The 19,375-nt window shown below is 64.8% G+C and carries 19 protein-coding genes; 13 read left to right on the forward strand and 6 right to left on the reverse strand.

Annotated elements, in window-relative coordinates; genetic code table 11:
* Nucleotides 1-36: 36 nt before the first annotated feature.
* Both CFE35_RS21335 and CFE35_RS21340 read right to left on the reverse strand, forming a co-directional pair.
* On the reverse strand, nt 37-816 hold the full coding sequence (locus CFE35_RS21335) for a glucose 1-dehydrogenase (protein WP_292933771.1): 780 nt from the start codon (nt 814-816) through the stop codon (nt 37-39).
* Nucleotides 817-1,084: 268 nt separating this feature from the next.
* Nucleotides 1,085-2,737 carry an AMP-binding protein gene (locus CFE35_RS21340; RefSeq protein ID WP_292933772.1) on the reverse strand — a complete coding sequence of 551 codons (1,653 nt, stop codon included), beginning with the start codon at nt 2,735-2,737 and terminating at the stop codon, nt 1,085-1,087.
* Between the two features lie 304 nt (nt 2,738-3,041).
* On the opposite strand from CFE35_RS21340, the gene CFE35_RS21345 reads away from it, so the two are divergent.
* The 3 genes from CFE35_RS21345 to CFE35_RS21355 all read left to right on the forward strand — a co-directional run bounded on the left by CFE35_RS21345 (nt 3,042) and on the right by CFE35_RS21355 (nt 5,579).
* Entirely contained in the window at nt 3,042-3,701 is a 660-nt protein-coding gene (locus tag CFE35_RS21345) for a TetR/AcrR family transcriptional regulator (RefSeq protein ID WP_292933774.1), read from the forward strand.
* Between the two features lie 155 nt (nt 3,702-3,856).
* Nucleotides 3,857-4,777: an SDR family oxidoreductase gene (locus CFE35_RS21350; RefSeq protein WP_292933776.1), complete on the forward strand. Its 921-nt coding sequence runs from the start codon at nt 3,857-3,859 to the stop codon at nt 4,775-4,777.
* A 43-nt stretch (nt 4,778-4,820) separates the two neighbouring features.
* Nucleotides 4,821-5,579, forward strand: a complete 759-nt coding sequence (locus tag CFE35_RS21355; RefSeq protein ID WP_292933777.1) for a glucose 1-dehydrogenase — start codon at nt 4,821-4,823, stop codon at nt 5,577-5,579.
* Between the two features lie 63 nt (nt 5,580-5,642).
* Here the strand turns inward: CFE35_RS21355 and CFE35_RS21360 are convergent, their stop codons facing one another.
* Nucleotides 5,643-6,986 carry an aromatic ring-hydroxylating dioxygenase subunit alpha gene (locus tag CFE35_RS21360; RefSeq protein ID WP_292933779.1) on the reverse strand — a complete coding sequence of 448 codons (1,344 nt, stop codon included), beginning with the start codon at nt 6,984-6,986 and terminating at the stop codon, nt 5,643-5,645.
* 110 nt (nt 6,987-7,096) lie between these two features.
* Nucleotides 7,097-9,589: a TonB-dependent receptor gene (locus tag CFE35_RS21365; RefSeq protein WP_292933780.1), complete on the reverse strand. Its 2,493-nt coding sequence runs from the start codon at nt 9,587-9,589 to the stop codon at nt 7,097-7,099.
* Between the two features lie 295 nt (nt 9,590-9,884).
* On the opposite strand from CFE35_RS21365, the gene CFE35_RS21370 reads away from it, so the two are divergent.
* The 4 genes from CFE35_RS21370 to CFE35_RS21385 are packed head-to-tail and all read left to right on the forward strand — an operon-like array spanning nt 9,885 to nt 12,978.
* Nucleotides 9,885-10,442 carry a nuclear transport factor 2 family protein gene (locus tag CFE35_RS21370; RefSeq protein ID WP_292933782.1) on the forward strand — a complete coding sequence of 186 codons (558 nt, stop codon included), beginning with the start codon at nt 9,885-9,887 and terminating at the stop codon, nt 10,440-10,442.
* A 19-nt stretch (nt 10,443-10,461) separates the two neighbouring features.
* The gene (locus tag CFE35_RS21375; RefSeq protein ID WP_292933784.1) at nt 10,462-10,761 is read left to right on the forward strand and encodes an antibiotic biosynthesis monooxygenase; all 300 of its coding nucleotides are present in this window, start codon (nt 10,462-10,464) and stop codon (nt 10,759-10,761) included.
* Nucleotides 10,762-10,765: 4 nt separating this feature from the next.
* Nucleotides 10,766-11,062, forward strand: coding sequence for an antibiotic biosynthesis monooxygenase family protein (locus CFE35_RS21380; RefSeq protein ID WP_292933786.1), 297 nt, complete (start codon nt 10,766-10,768; stop codon nt 11,060-11,062).
* A 14-nt stretch (nt 11,063-11,076) separates the two neighbouring features.
* Entirely contained in the window at nt 11,077-12,978 is a 1,902-nt protein-coding gene (locus CFE35_RS21385) for a PQQ-binding-like beta-propeller repeat protein (protein ID WP_292933787.1), read from the forward strand.
* 62 nt (nt 12,979-13,040) lie between these two features.
* Here CFE35_RS21385 and CFE35_RS21390 read toward each other — a convergent pair whose 3' ends face one another.
* Nucleotides 13,041-14,306: a cytochrome P450 gene (locus CFE35_RS21390; RefSeq protein WP_292933788.1), complete on the reverse strand. Its 1,266-nt coding sequence runs from the start codon at nt 14,304-14,306 to the stop codon at nt 13,041-13,043.
* On the reverse strand, nt 14,303-14,890 hold the full coding sequence (locus tag CFE35_RS21395) for a carboxymuconolactone decarboxylase family protein (protein WP_292933790.1): 588 nt from the start codon (nt 14,888-14,890) through the stop codon (nt 14,303-14,305). The genes CFE35_RS21390 and CFE35_RS21395 overlap by 4 nt, the downstream gene beginning before the upstream one ends.
* A 128-nt stretch (nt 14,891-15,018) precedes the next feature.
* Between CFE35_RS21395 and CFE35_RS21400 the strand changes: the two genes are divergently transcribed.
* The 6 genes from CFE35_RS21400 to CFE35_RS21425 all read left to right on the forward strand — a co-directional run bounded on the left by CFE35_RS21400 (nt 15,019) and on the right by CFE35_RS21425 (nt 19,350).
* Nucleotides 15,019-16,341, forward strand: a complete 1,323-nt coding sequence (locus tag CFE35_RS21400) for a cytochrome P450 (RefSeq protein ID WP_292933792.1) — start codon at nt 15,019-15,021, stop codon at nt 16,339-16,341.
* On the forward strand, nt 16,338-16,739 hold the full coding sequence (locus CFE35_RS21405) for an antibiotic biosynthesis monooxygenase family protein (protein ID WP_292933794.1): 402 nt from the start codon (nt 16,338-16,340) through the stop codon (nt 16,737-16,739). The genes CFE35_RS21400 and CFE35_RS21405 overlap by 4 nt, the downstream gene beginning before the upstream one ends.
* Entirely contained in the window at nt 16,736-17,254 is a 519-nt protein-coding gene (locus CFE35_RS21410) for a nuclear transport factor 2 family protein (RefSeq protein ID WP_292933796.1), read from the forward strand. Before CFE35_RS21405 ends, CFE35_RS21410 begins: the two co-directional genes overlap by 4 nt.
* An 86-nt stretch (nt 17,255-17,340) precedes the next feature.
* Nucleotides 17,341-17,520, forward strand: coding sequence for a DUF2892 domain-containing protein (locus CFE35_RS21415; RefSeq protein WP_292933798.1), 180 nt, complete (start codon nt 17,341-17,343; stop codon nt 17,518-17,520).
* Nucleotides 17,521-17,560: 40 nt separating this feature from the next.
* The gene (gene serS / locus CFE35_RS21420) at nt 17,561-18,841 is read left to right on the forward strand and encodes a serine--tRNA ligase (RefSeq protein WP_292933799.1); all 1,281 of its coding nucleotides are present in this window, start codon (nt 17,561-17,563) and stop codon (nt 18,839-18,841) included.
* Nucleotides 18,841-19,350: a M23 family metallopeptidase gene (locus CFE35_RS21425; protein WP_292933801.1), complete on the forward strand. Its 510-nt coding sequence runs from the start codon at nt 18,841-18,843 to the stop codon at nt 19,348-19,350. The genes serS and CFE35_RS21425 overlap by 1 nt, the downstream gene beginning before the upstream one ends.
* Nucleotides 19,351-19,375 lie beyond the last annotated feature (25 nt).

Raw genomic sequence — 19,375 nt, forward strand, 5'->3', positions numbered from 1 at the left:
CCTGCCTGACGGATCAGTTCGGGCCAATCTGGGTGCTCAGTCGATGGTTGATGCGCCGTCCACCACCAGGCTGCTGCCAACAGCGAACGACGAGCGATCCGAAAGCAACCACATGACTGCCTCAGCCACTTCGTGGGGCTGGCCAAGGCGGCCAATCGGATGATTGGCGACTGCCGCATCATGCACGCCGGGTGTCTGGAACAGGGCTGCGGTCAGGTCGGTATAGATGAATGCGGGGCAAACCGCGTTGATGCGGATGCCCTGCGCCGCATATTCAAGCGCGGCGGTCTTGGTCAGGCCGACAACGGCATGCTTGCTGGCAACATAAGCGCTTTGGCCAGCCCAACCGATAATCGCAGCGGCCGAAGCAATGTTGACAATCGCCCCCCGCCCCTGCTGCTTCATCACACCCAGTTCGGCCTGCATGCAATGCAGCACGCCCATGACATTGACGTCCATCACCCGGCTGAAAACCTCTGCCGGATAGTCGAGGACATCGGCTGAAGCGCCAACAATTCCGGCGTTGTTCACGGCCCCGTCCAGCCTCTGGTGATGCTGCACCGCCTGTTTGATCGCGGCATGAACATCGTCTGCGCAAGTGACATCGCCCGCATGGCAGCTCACGCGCAGGCCCTGCCCCAGCAGGGGCGCAGCCACGGCTTCGATCGCCGCCGCGTCCAGATCGAACAGCGCAAGGTGCGCGCCTGCAGCGCCCAGCGCTTCAGCAATCCCGCGGCCGATTCCAGCGCCTGCGCCGCTGATGAAGATGGTTTGTCCCGCAAGGCCGCGATCATTTTCTGGCGCGATGCTCGTCATGTCGATGTGTCCCTCTCGTATCGCCGCTGCCAGCGGGTTGGGTGCTACGGGAAGGCAAACGCGTCATAAAAAGCCCTGCCCCGGCAACTCCGGCAGGATGGTCGGCGTCAGGCAGATTATCCATGACGCCATCCGCCAGTTTCTTACCGTGCGCCGCCACGGGATGCAGACGATGCAAGGCTGCCGTGCCAAGGCGGCGCAGCGCCCCAGCTTCGTCAGTCTCGTCGCGATACTTCGAGATTGGCGGTGCAGATCAACACCGCATCGATCACCCCAGCCCCAGTTCCTCGATCAACCCACCGCGCAGCTTGAACTTCTGGATCTTGGAGGTCGACATCGGCCACTCGCTCACCACGCGCACATGGCGCGGGATCTTGAAGCCCGCCAGTTTGCCCTTGCAGTGCGCGATCAGCTCTGCCTCGGTGGCTTCCGCTCCGTCCGCCAGCTCCACGAAGGCCGCTGCCACTTCGACATAGCGGTCATCCGGGATGCCGACGACTTGCGCCAGCTTCACCGCCGGATGGGTCTGCAGCATCGATTCGATCTCTGCCGCCGCCACATTCTCGCCGCCCACCTTGAGCATGTCCTTGGTGCGGCCGTGGAACATCACGTTGCCGCCCGCATCGACCGAACCGACATCGCCGGTGAAGAACCAGCCATCGCGGATAGCTTCGGCGGTCTTTTCCGGCGCGTTGTAGTAGCCCTTGAGCATATGCGGGCCGCGCAGCACGATCTCGCCGCGCTCGCCCGCCCCGCAATCCTGCCCGGTCTCGGGATCGACGATGCGCATCTCCCAGTCTTCCAGCGGGAAGCCGCAGCGCCCGGTGCGCACCTCGAAACTGTCGTCCAGACGGCTGGTCGAAACCGTCCCTGCCGCTTCGGTCAGGCCATACGTGCCGACCTGGATCGTGTGCGGCATCGCCGCGACCACCGCGTCCTTGATCCACGCCGGCTGCACCGCGAAGTTCGAATTCATCACCCGCAGCTTCGCAAGGTCGGTCGTCTGGAATGTGGGATGGTTGATCAGATCCTGCATGATCGTGACGAAGCTGGGATAGGCAATCGTAGCGCCTTCCGCGCCCAGCATGGCGAGGGCCTGCCCGGCCTCGAAATGCGGCACGGTCATGTAGACCCCGCCCAGATCGAGGATCATTGTCATCGGCAGGATGCCCGCGATGTGGAAAATCGGCAGCGGCGACCACACCTTGTCGTCCGCCGTGCAGAGGTAGCGTTTGCCGAGATTGCGGCTGTTGCCCACTTGCGCGCGGTGCGAGATCAGCGCGCCCTTGGGGTTCGCCGTCGTCCCGCTGGTGTAGAGGATCATCGCGACGTCTTCTGCGTCAACATCGTCGATCCGACGGTCGATGGCTGCGTCTGCCACATCCGCGCCCAGCGCAAGCGCCGCATCCACCGGCAGCATTCCTTCTGCGCCGCCTGCATCGAGTGAGATGATGGTGTGGAGCATCGGCGCTTCATCAAGGCTGAGGCCCCGCGCCGCGCCTGCCCCGGCCAGCGAGGGCAGCGCCGCGCGCACGCGGTCGCGGTAATCCAGCCCCTCGGCCACCTGCCCCGCCGTGACCAGCACGACCAGATCCGCATCGCGCGTCAGGTAGGCGAGTTCATGCGACTGATAGCGCGCGTTGATCGGCACCGCGACCGCGCCCGCCATGGTGATCCCGTAGAATGCTTCGATGAACTCGGGACAGGTCGGCATGAACAGGCCGACATGCTGGCCCGGCTGCACGCCCAGCGCGATCAGCGCGGCGGCCCAGCGACGTGCGGCCGCATCAAGGCCTGCATAGGTAATCCGCCGGTCGGGGAAGACCAGCGCCTCGCGCGCGGCGAAAGTATGCGCCGAAGCGCGGATCATGCCGCCCATGGTCAGGATGGCAGTGGTTGCGGACGGCGGCTGAGTGGTCATGCATCCCCCGGCCCGGCGGGCCTCTTATTGATCTTGGGCCGGAGATACACCGCACGATGAAAAAGACAATCATATCTGTCTTTTTCCGTGCGATGCGTTACGCCTTGTTGGTGCGCCCCATGCAAGTGCGGCGCGCTTGATTCGATGGGTTTTCCTGCGCCGGGAAACACGCTGCACTCCTTGCCGGGAATGGACTTGTCCCCCGGCCGGTACAAGCGGTGGTTTCACGCGCGGCGAAAACGCATTATGGGTTATAACAATGGCATGCCGGGTCTGGCATGCAGCGGTTCAGGCAAGCAGACGCATGGCTCTTTCACGCACGCGGGCAGCACGGCCCGCCCCTCGGCCCACCCGTCCGGCGGCGGATCGCACGCGCACGCTGCAAGCGGCCAAGGCGGCTCAGACCCGCGCCCGCCTGATTGATGCCACGGTGCGCTGCCTCGTCAAGCACGGCTATGCCAACACCACCACGCCCAAAGTGGCCGAAGAGGCCGGTCTTTCGCGCGGGGCGATGGTGCACCATTTCGAAAACGGTTCGGCCTTGATCAAGGCCGCGATCACCGAACTCCATGAAAAGCGCCTGCGCGCCTTCCGCCGCGCGGCAGAGCGGCCCGAACACGAAGTGACCGATCTGGTCGAAACTTACTGGCGCCAGCTGCAAAAGCCCGCGTTCATCGCGTTCCATGAACTCGCCGTCGCCGCGCGCACTGATGCCGATCTTTCCTCGATCCTCTCGCCGCTGCAGGACGAGTTTCGCGAGAAGTTCAACGCGCAGGCCGAAGCGCTGTTCCCCGAATGGCTCGGCTCGCCCAACTTCGCGCTGGCGATGACGCTCTCGCAGACGATCCTCGAAGGGATGGCGATTTCGCTGCAGACGGGCGGTATGGACCCCGCGCAAGTCGAGCCGATGCTGCGCCACCTCGAAGCCCAGATCCGCGCCCTCGCCCCCGCGGCAAAAAGCTGATCGGCAGCCGGTTTTCGCCAAGGCCGCAGCGCCTGCAAAACCCGGCGCGCCCTGCACAAATCGCAACCTGATCGCGCGAATCAAAATCAAACCTGTTTGTTTTTTCTGTGCGGGTGTTCTAGCAATGCCGGAACAACCGAATGGGGGATGAACCGTTGAACGCGCCTGACTTGCATGCCCCGCGCATCTTCCGTCCCGAACCCGGCGATGCGGGTCGGCCCAAGCGCGGGCTTGATGAAGCAGCGCTGCGCGAACAGCAGACGATTTTCCGCGAAGACCTGCTGGCCGGGCACACCATCCTGATCACCGGCGCGGGCAGCGGCATGGGCAAGGCCGCGGCGTTCCTGGCCGCCAAGCTCGGCGCGAATGTCGCGATCTGCGGCCGCACGCGCGAAAAGCTGGATGCCACCGCCGCGCTGATCAAGGACGCCACGGGCCGCGACATCTTCTGCCAGGAAGCGAACATCCGCGATCCCGAAGCGGTCGAGGCGCTGATCGGTGCGGTTCACGATCATTTCGGCGGGCTGGATACGCTGGTCAACAACGCCGGCGGCCAGTTCCCGCAGGACGCGATTGATTTCAGCCGCAAGGGCTGGCTCGCGGTGATCGACACCAACCTCAACGGCACCTGGTGGATGATGCAGGAAGCCGCCAAGCGCTGGCGCGCGGATGGCAAGCCCGGCCATGTCATCAACATCGTCGCCAATGTCGAACGCGGGATGCCGCAGGCTGCGCACACCTGCGCCGCGCGCGCGGGCGTGATCTACCTCTCGAAGACGGTCGCCACCGAATGGGCGCCGCACAATATCCGCGTCAACTGCATCGGCCCCGGCGTGATCGAGACCGAGGGTTTCCGCATGTATCCGGAAGAAGCGCTCGCCCGCTTCCACAAGGCCAATCCCTTGAAGATGCGCGGCAATGCCTGGGACGTGGCCGAAGCCATCGCCTATCTCGCCAGCCCGGCCGGCCGCTTCATCAACGGCGATCTCATGATCATCGATGGCGGGCAGGCGCAGTGGGGCGTGATCTGGCCTGCCGGAATGCCCGAGTATTTCTCGGAAGACGGCGCCGCCTGAGCCGCGCCACAACAACAGGCCAGATCATAACAGGAGAGCGAATATGGGCCGTCTTGAAGGCAAGGTGGCGTTGGTCACCGGCGGTGGTTCCGGGCTGGGCGCGGCAGACTGCGAGGCGCTCGCCGCCGAAGGCGCAAAGGTCGTCGTCACCGACGTGAACCTTGCCGCCGCGCAGGCCGTGGCCGACCGGATCGGCGGGGATGCCATCGCTCTTGCGCTCGATGTGGCGGATGAAGCCCAGTGGATCGCCACGTATGCTGCCATCGAGGAAAAGTTCGGCGCGCTCCACGTGCTGGTCAACAACGCCGGTGTCGTGCTCAGCGCCGATGTCGAGGACACCAGCCTCGACAAGTTCCGCTGGGTCAACGCGATCATGATCGACGGCGTGTTCCTCGGCATGAAGCACGCAGTTCCGCTGATGAACAAGAGCGGCGGCGGCTCGATCATCAACATGTCCTCGGTCGGTGCGCTCCTCGGCTACCCGATCTTCTTCGCCTATTCCGCCGCCAAGGGCGCGGTCCGTTCGATGACCAAGTCGGTCGCGGTCATGGCGCAGGTCAAGGGCTACAAGATCCGCTGCAATTCGATCCACCCCGGCGCCATCGAAACGCCGATGGTGCAGGAAGCCGAAGGCCGCCTCGGCCAAGCCAACGAAATCCCCGAAGGCGTCTTGCCGCACGGCACGGCGGGCCATCCGAAGGACGTGGCCGCGCTGGTCGTGTTCCTCGCCAGCGACGAGAGCCGCTATATCACCGGCGCGGAGCTGGTGATCGACAACGGGCTGACGATCCGGCCGTTCTGAGGCTGGAAACTACGCAATGAAAAAGGGGCGCGGAAGTCAGCTTCCGCGCCCCTTTTCGTATCATCAGGCCCCCATCACCCGGTCCAGTTCGGCGTGGAAGTGGCGCAGGCGGCCTTCCTGCTCGCTCCACAGCGGCCCGCGGAAGCCGCGCGAACGCGCGCCCTTCTGCACCACGGGCAGCAGATCGCTGTCCTGATCGAGCACTTCGCCAAGGCACGGCGGTTCACCCAGCCCAGTGTGGATCACATCGGGGCGCGTGCGACCCGAAAGGTCCACGTCCTCGCCCATCCCCATCCATGCGGGCGCGGAATAGCCCGGCGCATCGACATGGCGGTAAAGGATGCAAGTGTCGTAGGTGAACTGGTTGGGATCGCTGGCGTGCGGGATGAACCGGTGAAGGAACACCGCCTCCGGATGGCAGCCGATCTGCACGTTCGGGAATACCGAATAGACGACGGAATCCGAAAGCTGGCTGTCGCTGAACCGCTCATAGCGCAGGCCCAGTTCATCGGACCGCTTGCGCTTGGCCGCCTGCACCGCGCTGCGCGTCTCGCGCGCGGAGCCCTCATAGGTTTCCGGATCGATCCCCGCATCGCGCAGCATCATCTGGATGCCGGGGTTCACGCTTTCCTGATCGGCAAAGCGCGGGCTGGGCTGCGCAAACGGCACGAACTGGCGGCTGAGCCCGCCCGGCCACAAGTCGATCTGGGTGCGGTCGTCCATCAGGCACTGGGTCTGCGGGTGGACAGCGTGGAGGTGGTAAATCTCGGCAAAGGCATCCACCCCGCCCTTCCAGTTCGAACCCCAATCCGAACGGCGGTGCTGCACCACATACATCTGGTCGGCTTCGTAAAGCTCCAGCTGCGGCAGGATCGGCCCGAGGAACTCGGCCAGCGGGATGATGTCCGGATCCATCGCAATGAACACGAAACCGGCGGCGACTTCACAGCGCACCGAGGAGAGATCGGTGCCGTGGCACAACACTTCGGGGCGGAACGTCTCGGCGTCGGTGACGGACGTGCACGTACCATCGAGCGCGAACTGCCACGAATGGAACGGGCAGGTGAACTGGCTCAGTGATCCCAGATCGGCGGACACCAGCTGGCTGCCGCGATGCGGGCACACGTTGTAGTGCGCCTTCACCGCGCCATCATCATCGCGCACCACGATGAAGCTTTCCGGGCCGATATCGAACTTCATGAAGTCGCCCGCCTCGGGAATGTCCGAAACCGGACCCGCCAGCAGCCAGCTCTTGGCGAAAACCTTGTCCCATTCCTCGGCGGCATAGGCCGGGCTGACATAGCGGTCCGGCGAAGGCCGCCCGGTGCCGTTGTCGATCCGCGGCGCGCGCGCATCGAAAGGATGCCGCTTGCCGGTGTGAATATCCCAGAGGTCCAAGGCGTTCATCGTGTTCCCCATTGTTGGCCGCGCGAATGGCCGGAAACGAAAAGGGACCCGTCTGCCAGCCGGGAGGAACGGCTGGCGGGCGGGCCCCTTCGCGCGAGTACCTGTATGTTTTACAGACCGCGGAAGCTGAAGCCCACTTCGAGGCCATAGTAGCGCGGCGCACCGAAGTTCGAGTTGAGCCACAGGCCCGCCACGTTCTGCGAAGCGATCCGGTAGCGCTCGTCGGTCAGGTTCCGGCCGATGGCCTTGATGTAGTACTTGTTATCGACCTGCGAGACCGTGAGCGAGGCGTTCACCAGCGTGCGGCTGTTGAGGAACGTGTTGCCCTTGATATCGGTGATCGACTGCGTGTTGAGGTTACGCGAGGTGTGCGCCGCCGAAGCGTTGGCGATCACCTTGTAGTCCGAACCGAGCGGCACTTCATACGCAGCGTCGATGGTCCACTGCCACTTGGGCGCACGGTCGAGCGGGGCGTCAGCGAGGTTGTAACCGGCGCCGGGCGCGGTGTATTCGTCGTACTTGCCGTCCTGATAGCCGAGCACGCCGCGCAGGGTGAAGCCCTTGAACAGGCGGGCGGTCGCTTCGGCTTCGATACCCTTAACCGTGGCGCTGGCAGCGTTGACGAACAGCGTGACCTGGTTCGGCGCGCCATTGACCACGATCGGCACGTTGAGCTGCTTCTGCAGATCCTTGTACTTCACGTAGAAGCCGGTGAGGTTGAAGCGCAGGCGGTGATCGAGGAGTTCGCTCTTCACACCGACTTCGAACGAGTCCGCCGTTTCCGGCCGCGTGGCGCGGGCGGCGGTGCGGAACGCATCGAGGTCGGTTGCGAAGGCTGCGAAGCCGCCGATCTGATCGTTGAACCCGCCGCTCTTGAAGCCGCGCGAATAGTTGGCGTAAGTGTAGACATCAGGCGTGGCCTGATAGCCCAGCGTCATGCGCCATGTCGGCTTGTTCGACTTGTTGTTCACCGTCACGACGCCAGCCGGATACTTGAACACGCTGGCATCCAGCGCTTCGTCGACCTTGATCGAGGGATCGAAGCCGCCGCCAAGCTGCGGGATGAACACCTGATTGCGGCCATACCAGGTCTTGTTTTCCCAGGTATAGCGCACGCCGCCGGTGAGCGAGAGTTCGGGCGTGATCTTGTAGGTACCCTCGGCGAACAGCGCCTTGGAATTGGAACGCTGCGCGTTGCACAGGATGTAGGGGGTGTCGTTCCAGTTGCCGAAGGGCAGCGGCCCGTTGGTCAGATCAAGGAAACCGAGGATCTGCGCCACGCAGAAATCGACCGTCTCACGCTGGTAGAACCCGCCGACCACGGCATCGAAGGCCGTGCCGGTGTTGGTTGCGAAGCGCAGTTCCTGCTGGAAGGTCTTGCGGTTGTCATCGCGCGTTGCGTCGAAGAACGACAGCGGCTGACCATCGCGGGCAATCGGTGCCGCACCGGCATAGGAGTTGGGAATGCGCGAGATCTGGCGGCGCCAGCCGGTGACCGAAGTCAGCTTGCCGAAATCGAACTCATAATCGGCATTCAGGTAGAACCCGTCGACCGAGATGCGCTGGCCGTCCTGCATCTTGATCAGGCCATCCTGGCGGTAGGTCACCGCCGCATTGTCGAGCGGATCGCTGCTGGCCGGGTTCGGGCGGATCGTGCCGAGCAGGTCGGTCAGGAATGCGCCTGTGCCGGTGTAGGTGGCGTTCTCGTTGACCGAGGGCACCGTGTCCGAACGATCGCGCAGATATTCACCCTGCGCGAGGATGCTGAGGCGGCTGGTCGGCTGCCACAGCAGCTTGGCGCGCAGGTTGTACACATCCTTGCCGCCCGCAGCCTTGCCATCGAGGCAGCCCGAAGCGCCATCGAACTTGTTCGGCGCGAAGCCCTTTACCGGACCGTAGCAAGCGCCATTCTTGTAGAAACCGTCAGACGTTTCCGCCCCGCCGACAACGCGCAGCGCCATGTTGTCGAAGATCGGCACGTTGGCGGCAAGCTGCAGGCGGCGGCTCTTGAACGAGCCGAGCTCGAACCGGCCATCGACGCCGACCTTGCCGAGTTCGGGACGCTTGGTGCGCACCGTCACCGCGCCGCCAGTGGTGTTCTTGCCAAACAGCGTACCCTGCGGGCCGCGCAGCACTTCGACCTGTGCCACGTCGAACGTATCGAGCAGCTGGGTCTGGACCGAAGGCACCACGAAATCGTCGACGAGCACGGCCACCGGCGGCTCGAAGTACACGATGATCGAAGTCTGGCCCACGCCGCGCATCGCGAACGAGGCTGCGTTGAAGTTGGTGATCGTGCTGGCCGAGAAGTTCGGCACGAACGCCGCCAGATCGCCGATATCGCGCGGGCTGGACTGGCGGATCAGGTTGGAATCGACCGCAGACACCGCAACCGGGGTACGCTGCAGGTTCGAACTGCGCCGCGTGGCGGTCACAACGATCTCGTTCAGGCGATCGCTCGCCATCTCTTCAGCGCCCGATTGCGCCGTGCCTGCCTGCGGCTGCGCCGCCTGCGGTTCGTCGTTCGCGAAAGCCGGTGCCGCCATCATTGCCGCAGCCATTGCGCCAAATGCAGCCGACCAGCGCAGATCCCTCAGTGCCATCCCCATACTCCTCAAGCCCCGCATTGCTGTGCGGTGTGGCGGCAAAGATAGTCTCCAGCGCGCATTTTGCAAGCAGACATGTATGTTTTTTTACCAGCGCGGGATTGCCCTGATCCTGCCCGCGCAGCACGGCCCCGCACCGCTGGCAGCGGCCCCATCTGCCCAAAGGTGCTGGATCGGCCGGACTGCCGCAGATCACACCAAACATTCATGATTGTTTTCAGGCCGGCGCCGGTTATCATGCTTCGCAAAGCAGGCTTGCACCAAGCAGCCATGCGGGAGAGAAAGCACAGCGATGCCCCATCCGGGAACCGATCTGGAATCGCGCATCGCGCGGCTTGAGGCCGAATCACAGATCCGCCAGCTCGTCGCGCGCTACAGCTTCGACATCGATGATCGCCGCGTCGATGCGGTGCGCGCGCTGTTTGCCGATGATGCCGTGCTGCGCTCGCACGATGGGGTGATGCACGCGGCAGGCCCCGATGCGATCATGGCGCAGTTCGATGGCCGCTTTGCCGTGCTTGGCCCCGGCCACCACGTGATGCACGATATCCAGATCGATTTCGTGGACGACGTCAACGCCACCGGGCGCGTTGCGGGCCATGCCGAACTCATGCGCCACGGCAGGATGATGGTCGCCGCGATCCGCTATGATGACCGCTACCGCCGCACGCCCGCCGGGTGGAAATTCGCCGAACGCGTGATCGGCTTCCTCTATTACGTACCGGTCGAAGCCTATCCCGGCATCCTCGCCCGGCCCGACCGCAACCACGCCTATGCCGAGCCGAAGCTGGCCGATTATCCCGAGTACCTGCCCAGCTGGACCGCCTACGAACAGAGCCGCAAGGCCTGAGCCCAGAAAGACCCCGAAGATGGCCTTTTCCTTCCTCTCCCGCTTCCGCATCCGCGCCGACAAGGAAGCCGAATTCATCGCGCTCGCCAAGGAAATGGAAGCGCTCGCGCCCAGCGAACCCGGCACCCTGGCCTATCAGTTCTACCGGCTTGCCGAACCGGGCATGTTCGCGGTCTATGAACGCTTCATCGACGAGGACGCTGACAAGGCTCACATCGCCTATCCCCACAACCAGCCGCTGATCGAGCGGATGATTGCGTGCATGGACGGCTCCTATTCGCGCGAACTGCTCCACGATCTCGAACCGGCAAAAGATTGAAACCATGACGGCAAAAAGCTTCATCGCGCAGCTGCGCACCAAGCCCGAAAAGCGGGACGAACTGATCGCGCTCCAGACCGAGCTCAAGAAGCTGGTGTTCGAAAACGAACCCGGCGCCCTAGTCTATGAACTGTTCCAGTCGGAAGAAGACCCGGACCTGTTCCAGTGCGTCGCCACCTTCAGGGATGATGCCGCGTTCGAGACGCACATGCACATCGATTTCCATGATCGGCTGGTGCCGCCCGTGCTGGCGTGCCTTGCCGAGGACATGAAGCTTTCATTCTACCGCTCGCTCGATTGAAGGGGCCACGCGCCATGATGTTCAAGACCGGCCGCTTTCAGGTAAAGGGCCTGGCGGTTCTTTCCGGCCTCGCAGCCCTTGCGCTTGCCGCTGGGCTTAACGCCGCGACGCCAACGCGGATCAAGTCCACCGAGGACATGAATTCCCGCGCCGGCCCCACCATCGATCCCGAAACCGCGCCGGGCCGCGCCATCTTCGACCGCGCCTGCGCGATGTGCCACATGGGCGGCGTGCCCAAGGCGCCCTCGCCCGGCTTCCTCGCCATGCTCGCCCCCGATGCCATCGTCAGCGCGATGACCGGCGGCGTGATGCGCCAGCAGGCCGCGAGCCTCACTCCGGCTGAGAAGGTGCAGGTCGCCGAATACCTCACGCGCACACCCTATGCCTCGTACAAGCGCCCGGCCCCGCCGCCGCGCTGCAAGGGTGCGGCTTCCAGGTTCGACATGACCGACATTCCCGCCGCCATCGGCTGGGGGCATGACAACCGCCGCTTCGTGCCCGCCGAAATCGCAGGCCTGGCCAAGGCGGACGTGCCGAAACTGAAGCTCAAGTGGGCTTTCGCCTACCCGGCGGCCACGCACATCCGCTCGCAGCCCACCGTGGCCTGGGGCACGCTCTTCGTCGGCAGCCAGGACGGCACCGTCTATGCCTTCGATCCTGACACCGGCTGCACCAAGTGGACCACCCGCCTCAGCGCCGAAGTGCGCACCGCGATCGTGGCGGATGCGGCCACCAAGCGGCTCTATTTCGGCGACTTGCTCGGCAAGGTCCACGCGCTCGATGCCATGACCGGCAAGGAACTGTGGGCGGCCAAGATGAGCGACCACGCCGATGCCACGATCACCGGCACGCCCACGCTGGGCGGCGGGCAATTGTTCGTGCCCGTCTCCTCGCTCGAAGTCGTGCAGGCGGGCAACCCGGCCTATCCCTGCTGCACCTTCCGCGGCTCGGTCGTCGCGGTCGATCCGGCCACTGGCGCGGAAAAGTGGCGCGCCTTTACCGCAGGCCAGCCCGTGCCGCAGGGCAAGACGGCAGACGGCACCCAGATCCTCGGCCCCTCCGGCGCCCCTGTCTGGAACAGCCCGACCTATGACGCCGCCACAAACCGGATCTACTTCGGCTCGGGCGAGAACTACTCCTCCCCTGCCGACGATGGTTCGGACGCCGTTTTCGCAGTCGACGCCGCCACCGGCAAGCGCATCTGGAACACCCAGCTCACCGTGGGCGATGCATGGAACGTGGGCTGCATGATGGGCCTCGGCTCGTGCCCCAAGGAAGGCGGACCGGATTACGACGTCGCCGCCTCGCCCATGCTGGTCGATACCGGAACTGGCGCGAAGGTGCTGGTCGTCGGCCAGAAGTCGGGTCAGGCCTGGGGTCTTGATCCCGATACCGGCAAGGTGAGGTGGATGACCCGGCTCGGCCACGGCGGCACGCAAGGCGGCGTCCACTTCGGCATGAGCGCCGAAGGCAGCCGCGTGTTCGTGCCGATCAACGACATGGCCGATACCGGCGACGCGCGCCTCTATGACCCCGCCATTCGCGGCGCGGGCCTTCATGCGCTCGATGCCGCCAACGGCAACATCGTGTGGCAGGCCAAGGCCGAGGACAAGTGCGAGGGCCGCAAGTTCTGCGATCCGGGCATTTCGGCTGCGGTCACCAGCATTCCCGGCGTGGTCTTCGGCGGCCACCTCGATGGCATGCTGCGCGCTTATGATGCCGATACGGGCGCTGTGCTCTGGCAGTATGACACCACGCAGCCCATGCCCGCTATCGGCGGCCAGACGGCCAAGGGCGGCTCGATGAGCGGCCCCGGCGCGGCGGTGTGGAAGGGCAAGGTCTTCGTGAACTCGGGCTACGGCATGTACAGCCACGCCCCCGGCAATGCGCTGATGGTGTTCGAAGTCGCCAAATAGGCGGCAGGCACAAAAAAGGGGCTGGCGGATCACTTCGCCAGCCCCTTTTTTGTGCCCTTGGCTCAGCGCTTCTTCGCTTCGAACTCGATATGCAGCGCCTTCAGGCTGCGCAGCAGGAAGTGCGGGTGGACCGAAAAGTCGTTGGCCCCGTCCGCAAAATGCATGTCCTCGAACCGGTCGACCACCGCCTGGAAGCCCCACGCCAGTTCCCGCCGGGCGAGCGGCGCGCCAAGGCAGTGGTGCGTGCCCGAACCGAAGCCCATGTGCGCCCCTGCCTTGGGCCGATCCAGATCGAGCTTCTCCGGGCATTCGAACACGCGTTCATCCCGGTTCGCGGCGGCAAAGCGCACGTTCACCAGCGCGCCCTTGGGGATCACCGTGCCTTCCAGTTCGGTATCCTTCGCGCAGAAGCGCATCAGGCTCTGCACCGGGGATTCCAGCCGGACGACCTCCTCCACGAAGGTCTTCATGTAGCGCTCGGGATCGGACTTCAGCTTGTGCCAGACGTCCTTGTTCTCGATCAGCAGCTTCATCCCCGCCGCCAGCGCATTGGTCGTCGTTTCGCTGCCGCCGACGAAGGTGTCCGCCATCATCTCGGCATGGAGCTCGTTGTCATTGAGCGGGCGGCCCCAGCCCTCGATCACGGTGTTGACCAGCACGCTGATCAATGAGTCATCGGGATTGGCCCGCAGCCGTTCGAAGATCGGCTGGAAATAGTGCTGCGCCTCGATCTCGCGGTCGACCATCTCGATCTCGTCTTCCTCGGGCAGCATCATCGAGATGCGCTTGAAGAAGGCGTCGGTCCAGCGCTTGATCTTCCACATGTCTTCGCGCTGCGCGCCCATCTGCTCGCCGATGATGTAGAGCGGCAGCGGCACGCAGAACTGGCTGACCCATTCGCAGCGTCCATCGGCCACGAAGCCGTCGATCAGCTCGTAGGCCAGCGTCTCCACCAGCGGATCGATCTCCTTGATCCGGCTCGGCTTGAACGCCTCGTTGAACATCGCGCGCATCTGCTTGTGGTTCGGATCGTCGCGCCCGCTCAGCGTCGGCTCGGGCAGCCAGCCGCGCTCCTTGAAGCGCGTCACCACTTTCTTCTGCCGCTCGACATTGGCTGAAAGCGTCTGCAACCCGATGGTCTTGGGGCTGCTCGGAAAGGTCTCGGAATCGAGCAGCACCCGCCGCACATCCTCGTACCGCGTCACAACGTAGATGTTCGTCCCAGGCTGGCGATAGGCCGGGGCCTGATCCCGCAGCGTGCGATAGGCGTCATAGGGGCACTGCTGGACCGCCGGATCGAACAGGTTGATGCCGAGCTCTTCGCTCATCGCACCACCACCCGCTCTTCGCCCCACGGCGCGACAACGCCATCGCGGCGGAATGCATCGGGCAATTCCTCGACCATGTGCAGCGTTGCCGCCAGCCGTCCGAAGCCCACGAAGAAGGCGCAGGTCATGCCCAGCTCGACGATCTCGGATTCGCTGAAATGCTCGCGCAGCCCGGCATACATCGCTTCGTCAATGCGCAGATGGTCGGTCGCAAAAGCCTCACCGAACTTGATCGCCGCCTTTTCCGCAGGTGTCAGGTTCTCAGCCTCCTGCGGCCGCTCCAGCGAGCAGACCAGATCCTCGGTCACGCCGTCTTCCAGCGCGTCGGTATAGCGGATCGCCATGCAGCTGCGGCACTGGTTGAAGAAGGCAACGCGCAGCCGCACCAGCTCGACCAGCTTTTCCGGCAGCTGACGGTGCACTTTCAGCGCACCGGCAAACTGCATCATCCCCAGCACCTGATCGGGGCAATGCGCCAAAAAGCGGATCATCCCCTGCTCGATCTCGGTGCGGTCTTCCGGTTTTATCGCCGCGCGCAGGCGGGGATCCCAGTCTTCCGGGGCAATCTTGGCGACGCGGGTCATGGCACGGTCTCCTTCAGGCGCTGCTAAAAGTGATCATGGCAAAAGTGATCATGGCAGACTGGGCATTGGTCATGCACCATCCCCCCCACAACAACTGGCTATTTGGATAAAGCCGGGGGAGAGAGGCCATGGCCCGCGTCAATCACGACCTCAGCCCGATGGGCTGCCCGCACGCGCTTGCCGATGTCGACTTGTTCGGCCCCGGCGCTGCCGAGCACTGGTACGAGGCCTATGCCATCCTCCATGCCGAAGCTCCGGTGCTGCGCCTGCCCGGCGAAGGCCTGACGCCTGACCGCGACGCCTTCATCCTCTCGAAGTACGAGGATATCGCCCGCGTCGTGCGCGATTGGGAACGCTATCCGCCCACGCTTTCGCTCCTCCTCGAAGCGCGCAAGGCCGATCCCGCCTCGGTCCGCGCGATGCCCGATATCGATGCGATGGTAAAATCCATCGCCTCGCTGCGCCCAAACCCGGAGCTATGGCGCGCACACCGCCAGCAATTGACCGATCCGTGGGTCGGCCCCGGCGCGAAGCGGCACGAGGCGATGATCACCGGCCATGTCGATACCCTGATCGACCGGTGGATTGCAGGCGAGAAGTTCGATTTCGTCGCCGATTTTGCCCGCCCCCTGCCCCAGCGCACGATGGCCGACGTGCTCGGCTTCCCGCTGGAGGACGTGAAAGACCTCGAAATCTGGGGCAACGCGCAAGTCATGTCCTATGTCCACGGCTGCGGACACAACAACATCATGACGGCGGAGCAGACCGCCGAGAAGTTCCGCCTGCTAGCAGGTTTCTCTGAATACGTGGGGGATCATGTCCGCCGCCGCCGCGCCAATCCGGGCGAGGACATGATCTCCTACCTCACGCAGGTCCATTATGACGCGCTGGACCGCAAGCTGACCGACGAGGAAATCGACGGCATCGTCTACGCCATGGTCATCGGCGGGCTGGAAACCACGCAATATGCGCTGGTGGAGCAAGCCCAGCTCCTGATCGAGCGCCCCGGTCTGTTCGCGAAGCTGAAAGCCGATCGCGCCCTGATCCGCCCGTTCACCGAGGAAGGCATGCGCCTGCGCTCACCCACGCAGGGGCTTTCAACGCGCATCACTTCGCAGGACGAAGTGTTCCAGGGCGTCGAAGTCCCCGCAGGTTCCACCCTGCATCTGCGCTGGGGCGCGGCCAATATCGACCCCGACGAATTCGATGACCCGCTCGACCTCAAGCTCGACCGTGCCGCCGTCACCCGCCACCTCGCCTTCTCGGCAGGCCCGCGCGTCTGCCCCGGCACCGGCCTCTCGCGGCTCGAACAGACCATCGCGTGGAACCGCCTGTGCGACCGGCTTGCCAGCATCGACTACGCGCCGGGCAACACCTTCCTGCACCAACCGGGCATCATGCTCGGCACGCTCGCCCTCCATTGCACTTTCACTCGGGAGACTTCGGCATGACCACCCTGCTCGCGCACATCAAGATCAAGCCCGGCTCCGAAGCCCAGTGGGAGGCGATCATGGCCGACATGATCCACCAGACGTGGAGCACCGAACCCGGCGTGAAGCGCTACGAATACTGGAAGGGCGAAACCCCCAACCTCTACTATTGCCTGCTCTCGTTCGAGAGCAAGGAAGCGTTCTATCGCCACCAGATGTCTCCCCACCACGAGGGCCACGATTTCGCCGCCGTGCTCGAAGACATCCGGCTCGAATACGTCGACCCGGTGAAGGGCGCGGGCGGCGGCCTTGCCTCGACAGTCGACACCCTGCTCCCCGCCGATGCGGACGCCGAACTCAAGACCGCGCAGGAGCGCTTCCCCCTCACCATCCCCGGTTGGTGGGCCGCCCGCGCATGAGCGCCGCTGCCAGCCTCGATGATCTGCTGGCGAAGGACGCCATCACCGACGTCCTCGCCCGCTATTCGCGCACGCTCGATTGGCTGGACGAGGCGGGACAGGCGAGCTGCTACTGGCCGGATGCCCCCATCGACTACGGCTTCTTCAAGGGATCGGCGGCCGATTTCGTCCCCGTCGTCATGGCCATCGAACGCCGCAGCGCCCGCCGCTGGCACCTCTCCGACCCGCCCGCGATCCGCCTGACGGGCGCCGCCCACGCCGAAGTCGAAACCTACGGCCTCACTGCCGGGGCACGCTTGACCGAAACCGGCTCCTACGCAGGCACGATGTATGGCGGGCGTTATCTTGATGCCTTCGAAAAGCGCGAAGGCGAATGGCGCATTTCCCGGCGCGACTATGTGCTGGATTGGTCGCACCCGATCCCCGACCAGCCAGTGTTCGATCCGAATGCCGCCTTCCCGCTGCCGATCCTTGAAGTGCTGCAAGGCGGGCACGCAAAGTATCGGGCAATCTGAAGCCCGCTTGATCCGCATCAATGTCGGCCCCCGCAAAGGCCCGCATACCCCCTTCACACCCAAGCGAAGTGGAAGGAACCAAGCTCATGTTCAAGACCAACCTCGGCGAAGCCGACCGCGTGATCCGTCTGGCGCTCGCCGCCATGATCATCGTGTTCAGCGTGATCCTCGGCCATCCGCTGATCGCGCTTGTCGCCATCGTGCCGATCGTGACGGCGTTTGCAGGTGTCTGCCCGCTCTACAGCGTGATCGGCCTGCACACCTGAGCTTGCTCCGCAGCGTCTCAGGCGGCATAGCGCGCAGGCCATGCACGATATCCGCCTGATCCGCGAGAACCCCCAAGGGTTCGACACCGCCCTCGCCCGCCGCGGCGTCGCCCCGCAGTCTGCCGCGATCCTCGCGCTCGATACCGCACGGCGCGATGTCGCCACCCGGATGCAGGAAGCGCAGGCCCGCCGCAACGAGGCATCCAAGGCCATCGGTGCCGCGATGGGCAAAGGCGACAAGGACGCGGCGGAGGCTCTCAAGGCCGAAGTCGCCGAACTGAAGACCACGCTCCCCGCGCTGGAGGAAGACGAGCGCCGCCTCACCGCAGAGCTGAACGCTGCGCTCGCCGCCCATCCCAACCTCCCGGCTGATGATGTGCCCGAAGGCGAGGACGAGGCCGCCAACGTCGAAGTCAGCCGCTGGGGCACCCCGCGCCAGTTCGATTTCCCGCCCCGCGAACACGCCGATCTCGGCCCGCCGCTCGGCCTCGATTTCGAAACCGGCGCGCTCATCGCCGGCGCGCGCTTCACCTTCCTGCGCGGCCAGATGGCCCGCCTCCACCGCGCGCTCGCGCAGTTCATGCTGGACAAGCAGACCGGCGAGAACGGCTACACCGAATGCAATCCGCCGCTGCTGGTGAAAGACGAAGCCGCTTTTGGCACCGGCCAGCTGCCCAAGTTTTCCGAGGACCTGTTCAAGACGACCGACGGCCGCTGGCTGATCCCCACCGCGGAAGTCAGCCTCACCAACTCGGTCCTCGGCCAGATCCTGCCCGACAGCGCGCTCCCCCTGCGGATGACCGCGCTTACCCCCTGCTTCCGCTCCGAAGCGGGCGCGGCGGGGCGCGATACGCGCGGCTTCATCCGCCAGCACCAGTTCGAGAAAGTCGAGCTCGTCTCGATCACGCGCCCTGAAGATTCGGACGCCGAGCATGACCGGATGACCGAGGCGGCAGAATCGATCCTGCAGGCGCTCGATCTGCCCTACCGCAAGGTGCTGCTCTGCTCGGGCGACATGGGCTTCACCGCGCGCAAGACCTACGATCTCGAAGTCTGGCTCCCCGGCCAGAACGCCTACCGCGAGATTTCGTCCTGCTCCAACTGCGGCGATTTTCAGGCCCGCCGGATGAACGCGCGCTATCGGCCAGATGGTGCAAAAGGCACCGAGTTCGTCCACACGCTCAATGGCTCCGGCCTCGCGGTGGGCCGCACGCTCGTGGCGGTGCTGGAAAACTACCAGCAGGGCGATGGCACGGTCGATGTGCCCGAAGTGCTGAAGCCCTGGATGGGCGGCATTTCGCGCCTCACCCCGCTCGACTGATGCGGCGGCGGCTGCCGCTGCGGCTGGTTGCTGCGGCGTTGTTGCTCGTTGTCACGGGCAGCCTCGCCGCGCAGCCGCCCAAGCCGCCTGCGGCCAGGACCACGCCCACCAAGCGCGAAACCGGCGCACCCCGCCTTGTGTGGCCCACCTCCGGCGCGGTCACCGCCAAATTCGGCACCACAGTGAAAGGCCTGCCCAACAACGGCCTCGATCTCGCCGCTTTCGCGGGCATGACCGTCCACGCCGCCGCGCCGGGCAAAGTGGTCTTCGCAGGCACCGAACCCGAACGCTTCGGCCAGCTCATCCTGATCGAACACACCGGCGGCTGGGTCACGGCCTACGCCTATCTCGGGCAAGTGCGCGTGAAGGAAGGGCAGACGGTCAAAAGCCGCCAGATCATCGCCCGTATCGGCAAGAGCGGTGAGGCCAAGCGCCCCGGCCTGCATTTTGAACTGCGCAAGGGCACTGCCCCGCGCAATCCGGCGCTCTATCTGCCGATCAGGCTTTGAACAGCCAGAACACCGTGCCCATCAC

The sequence above is a fragment of the Novosphingobium sp. PASSN1 genome, from assembly GCF_002278815.1.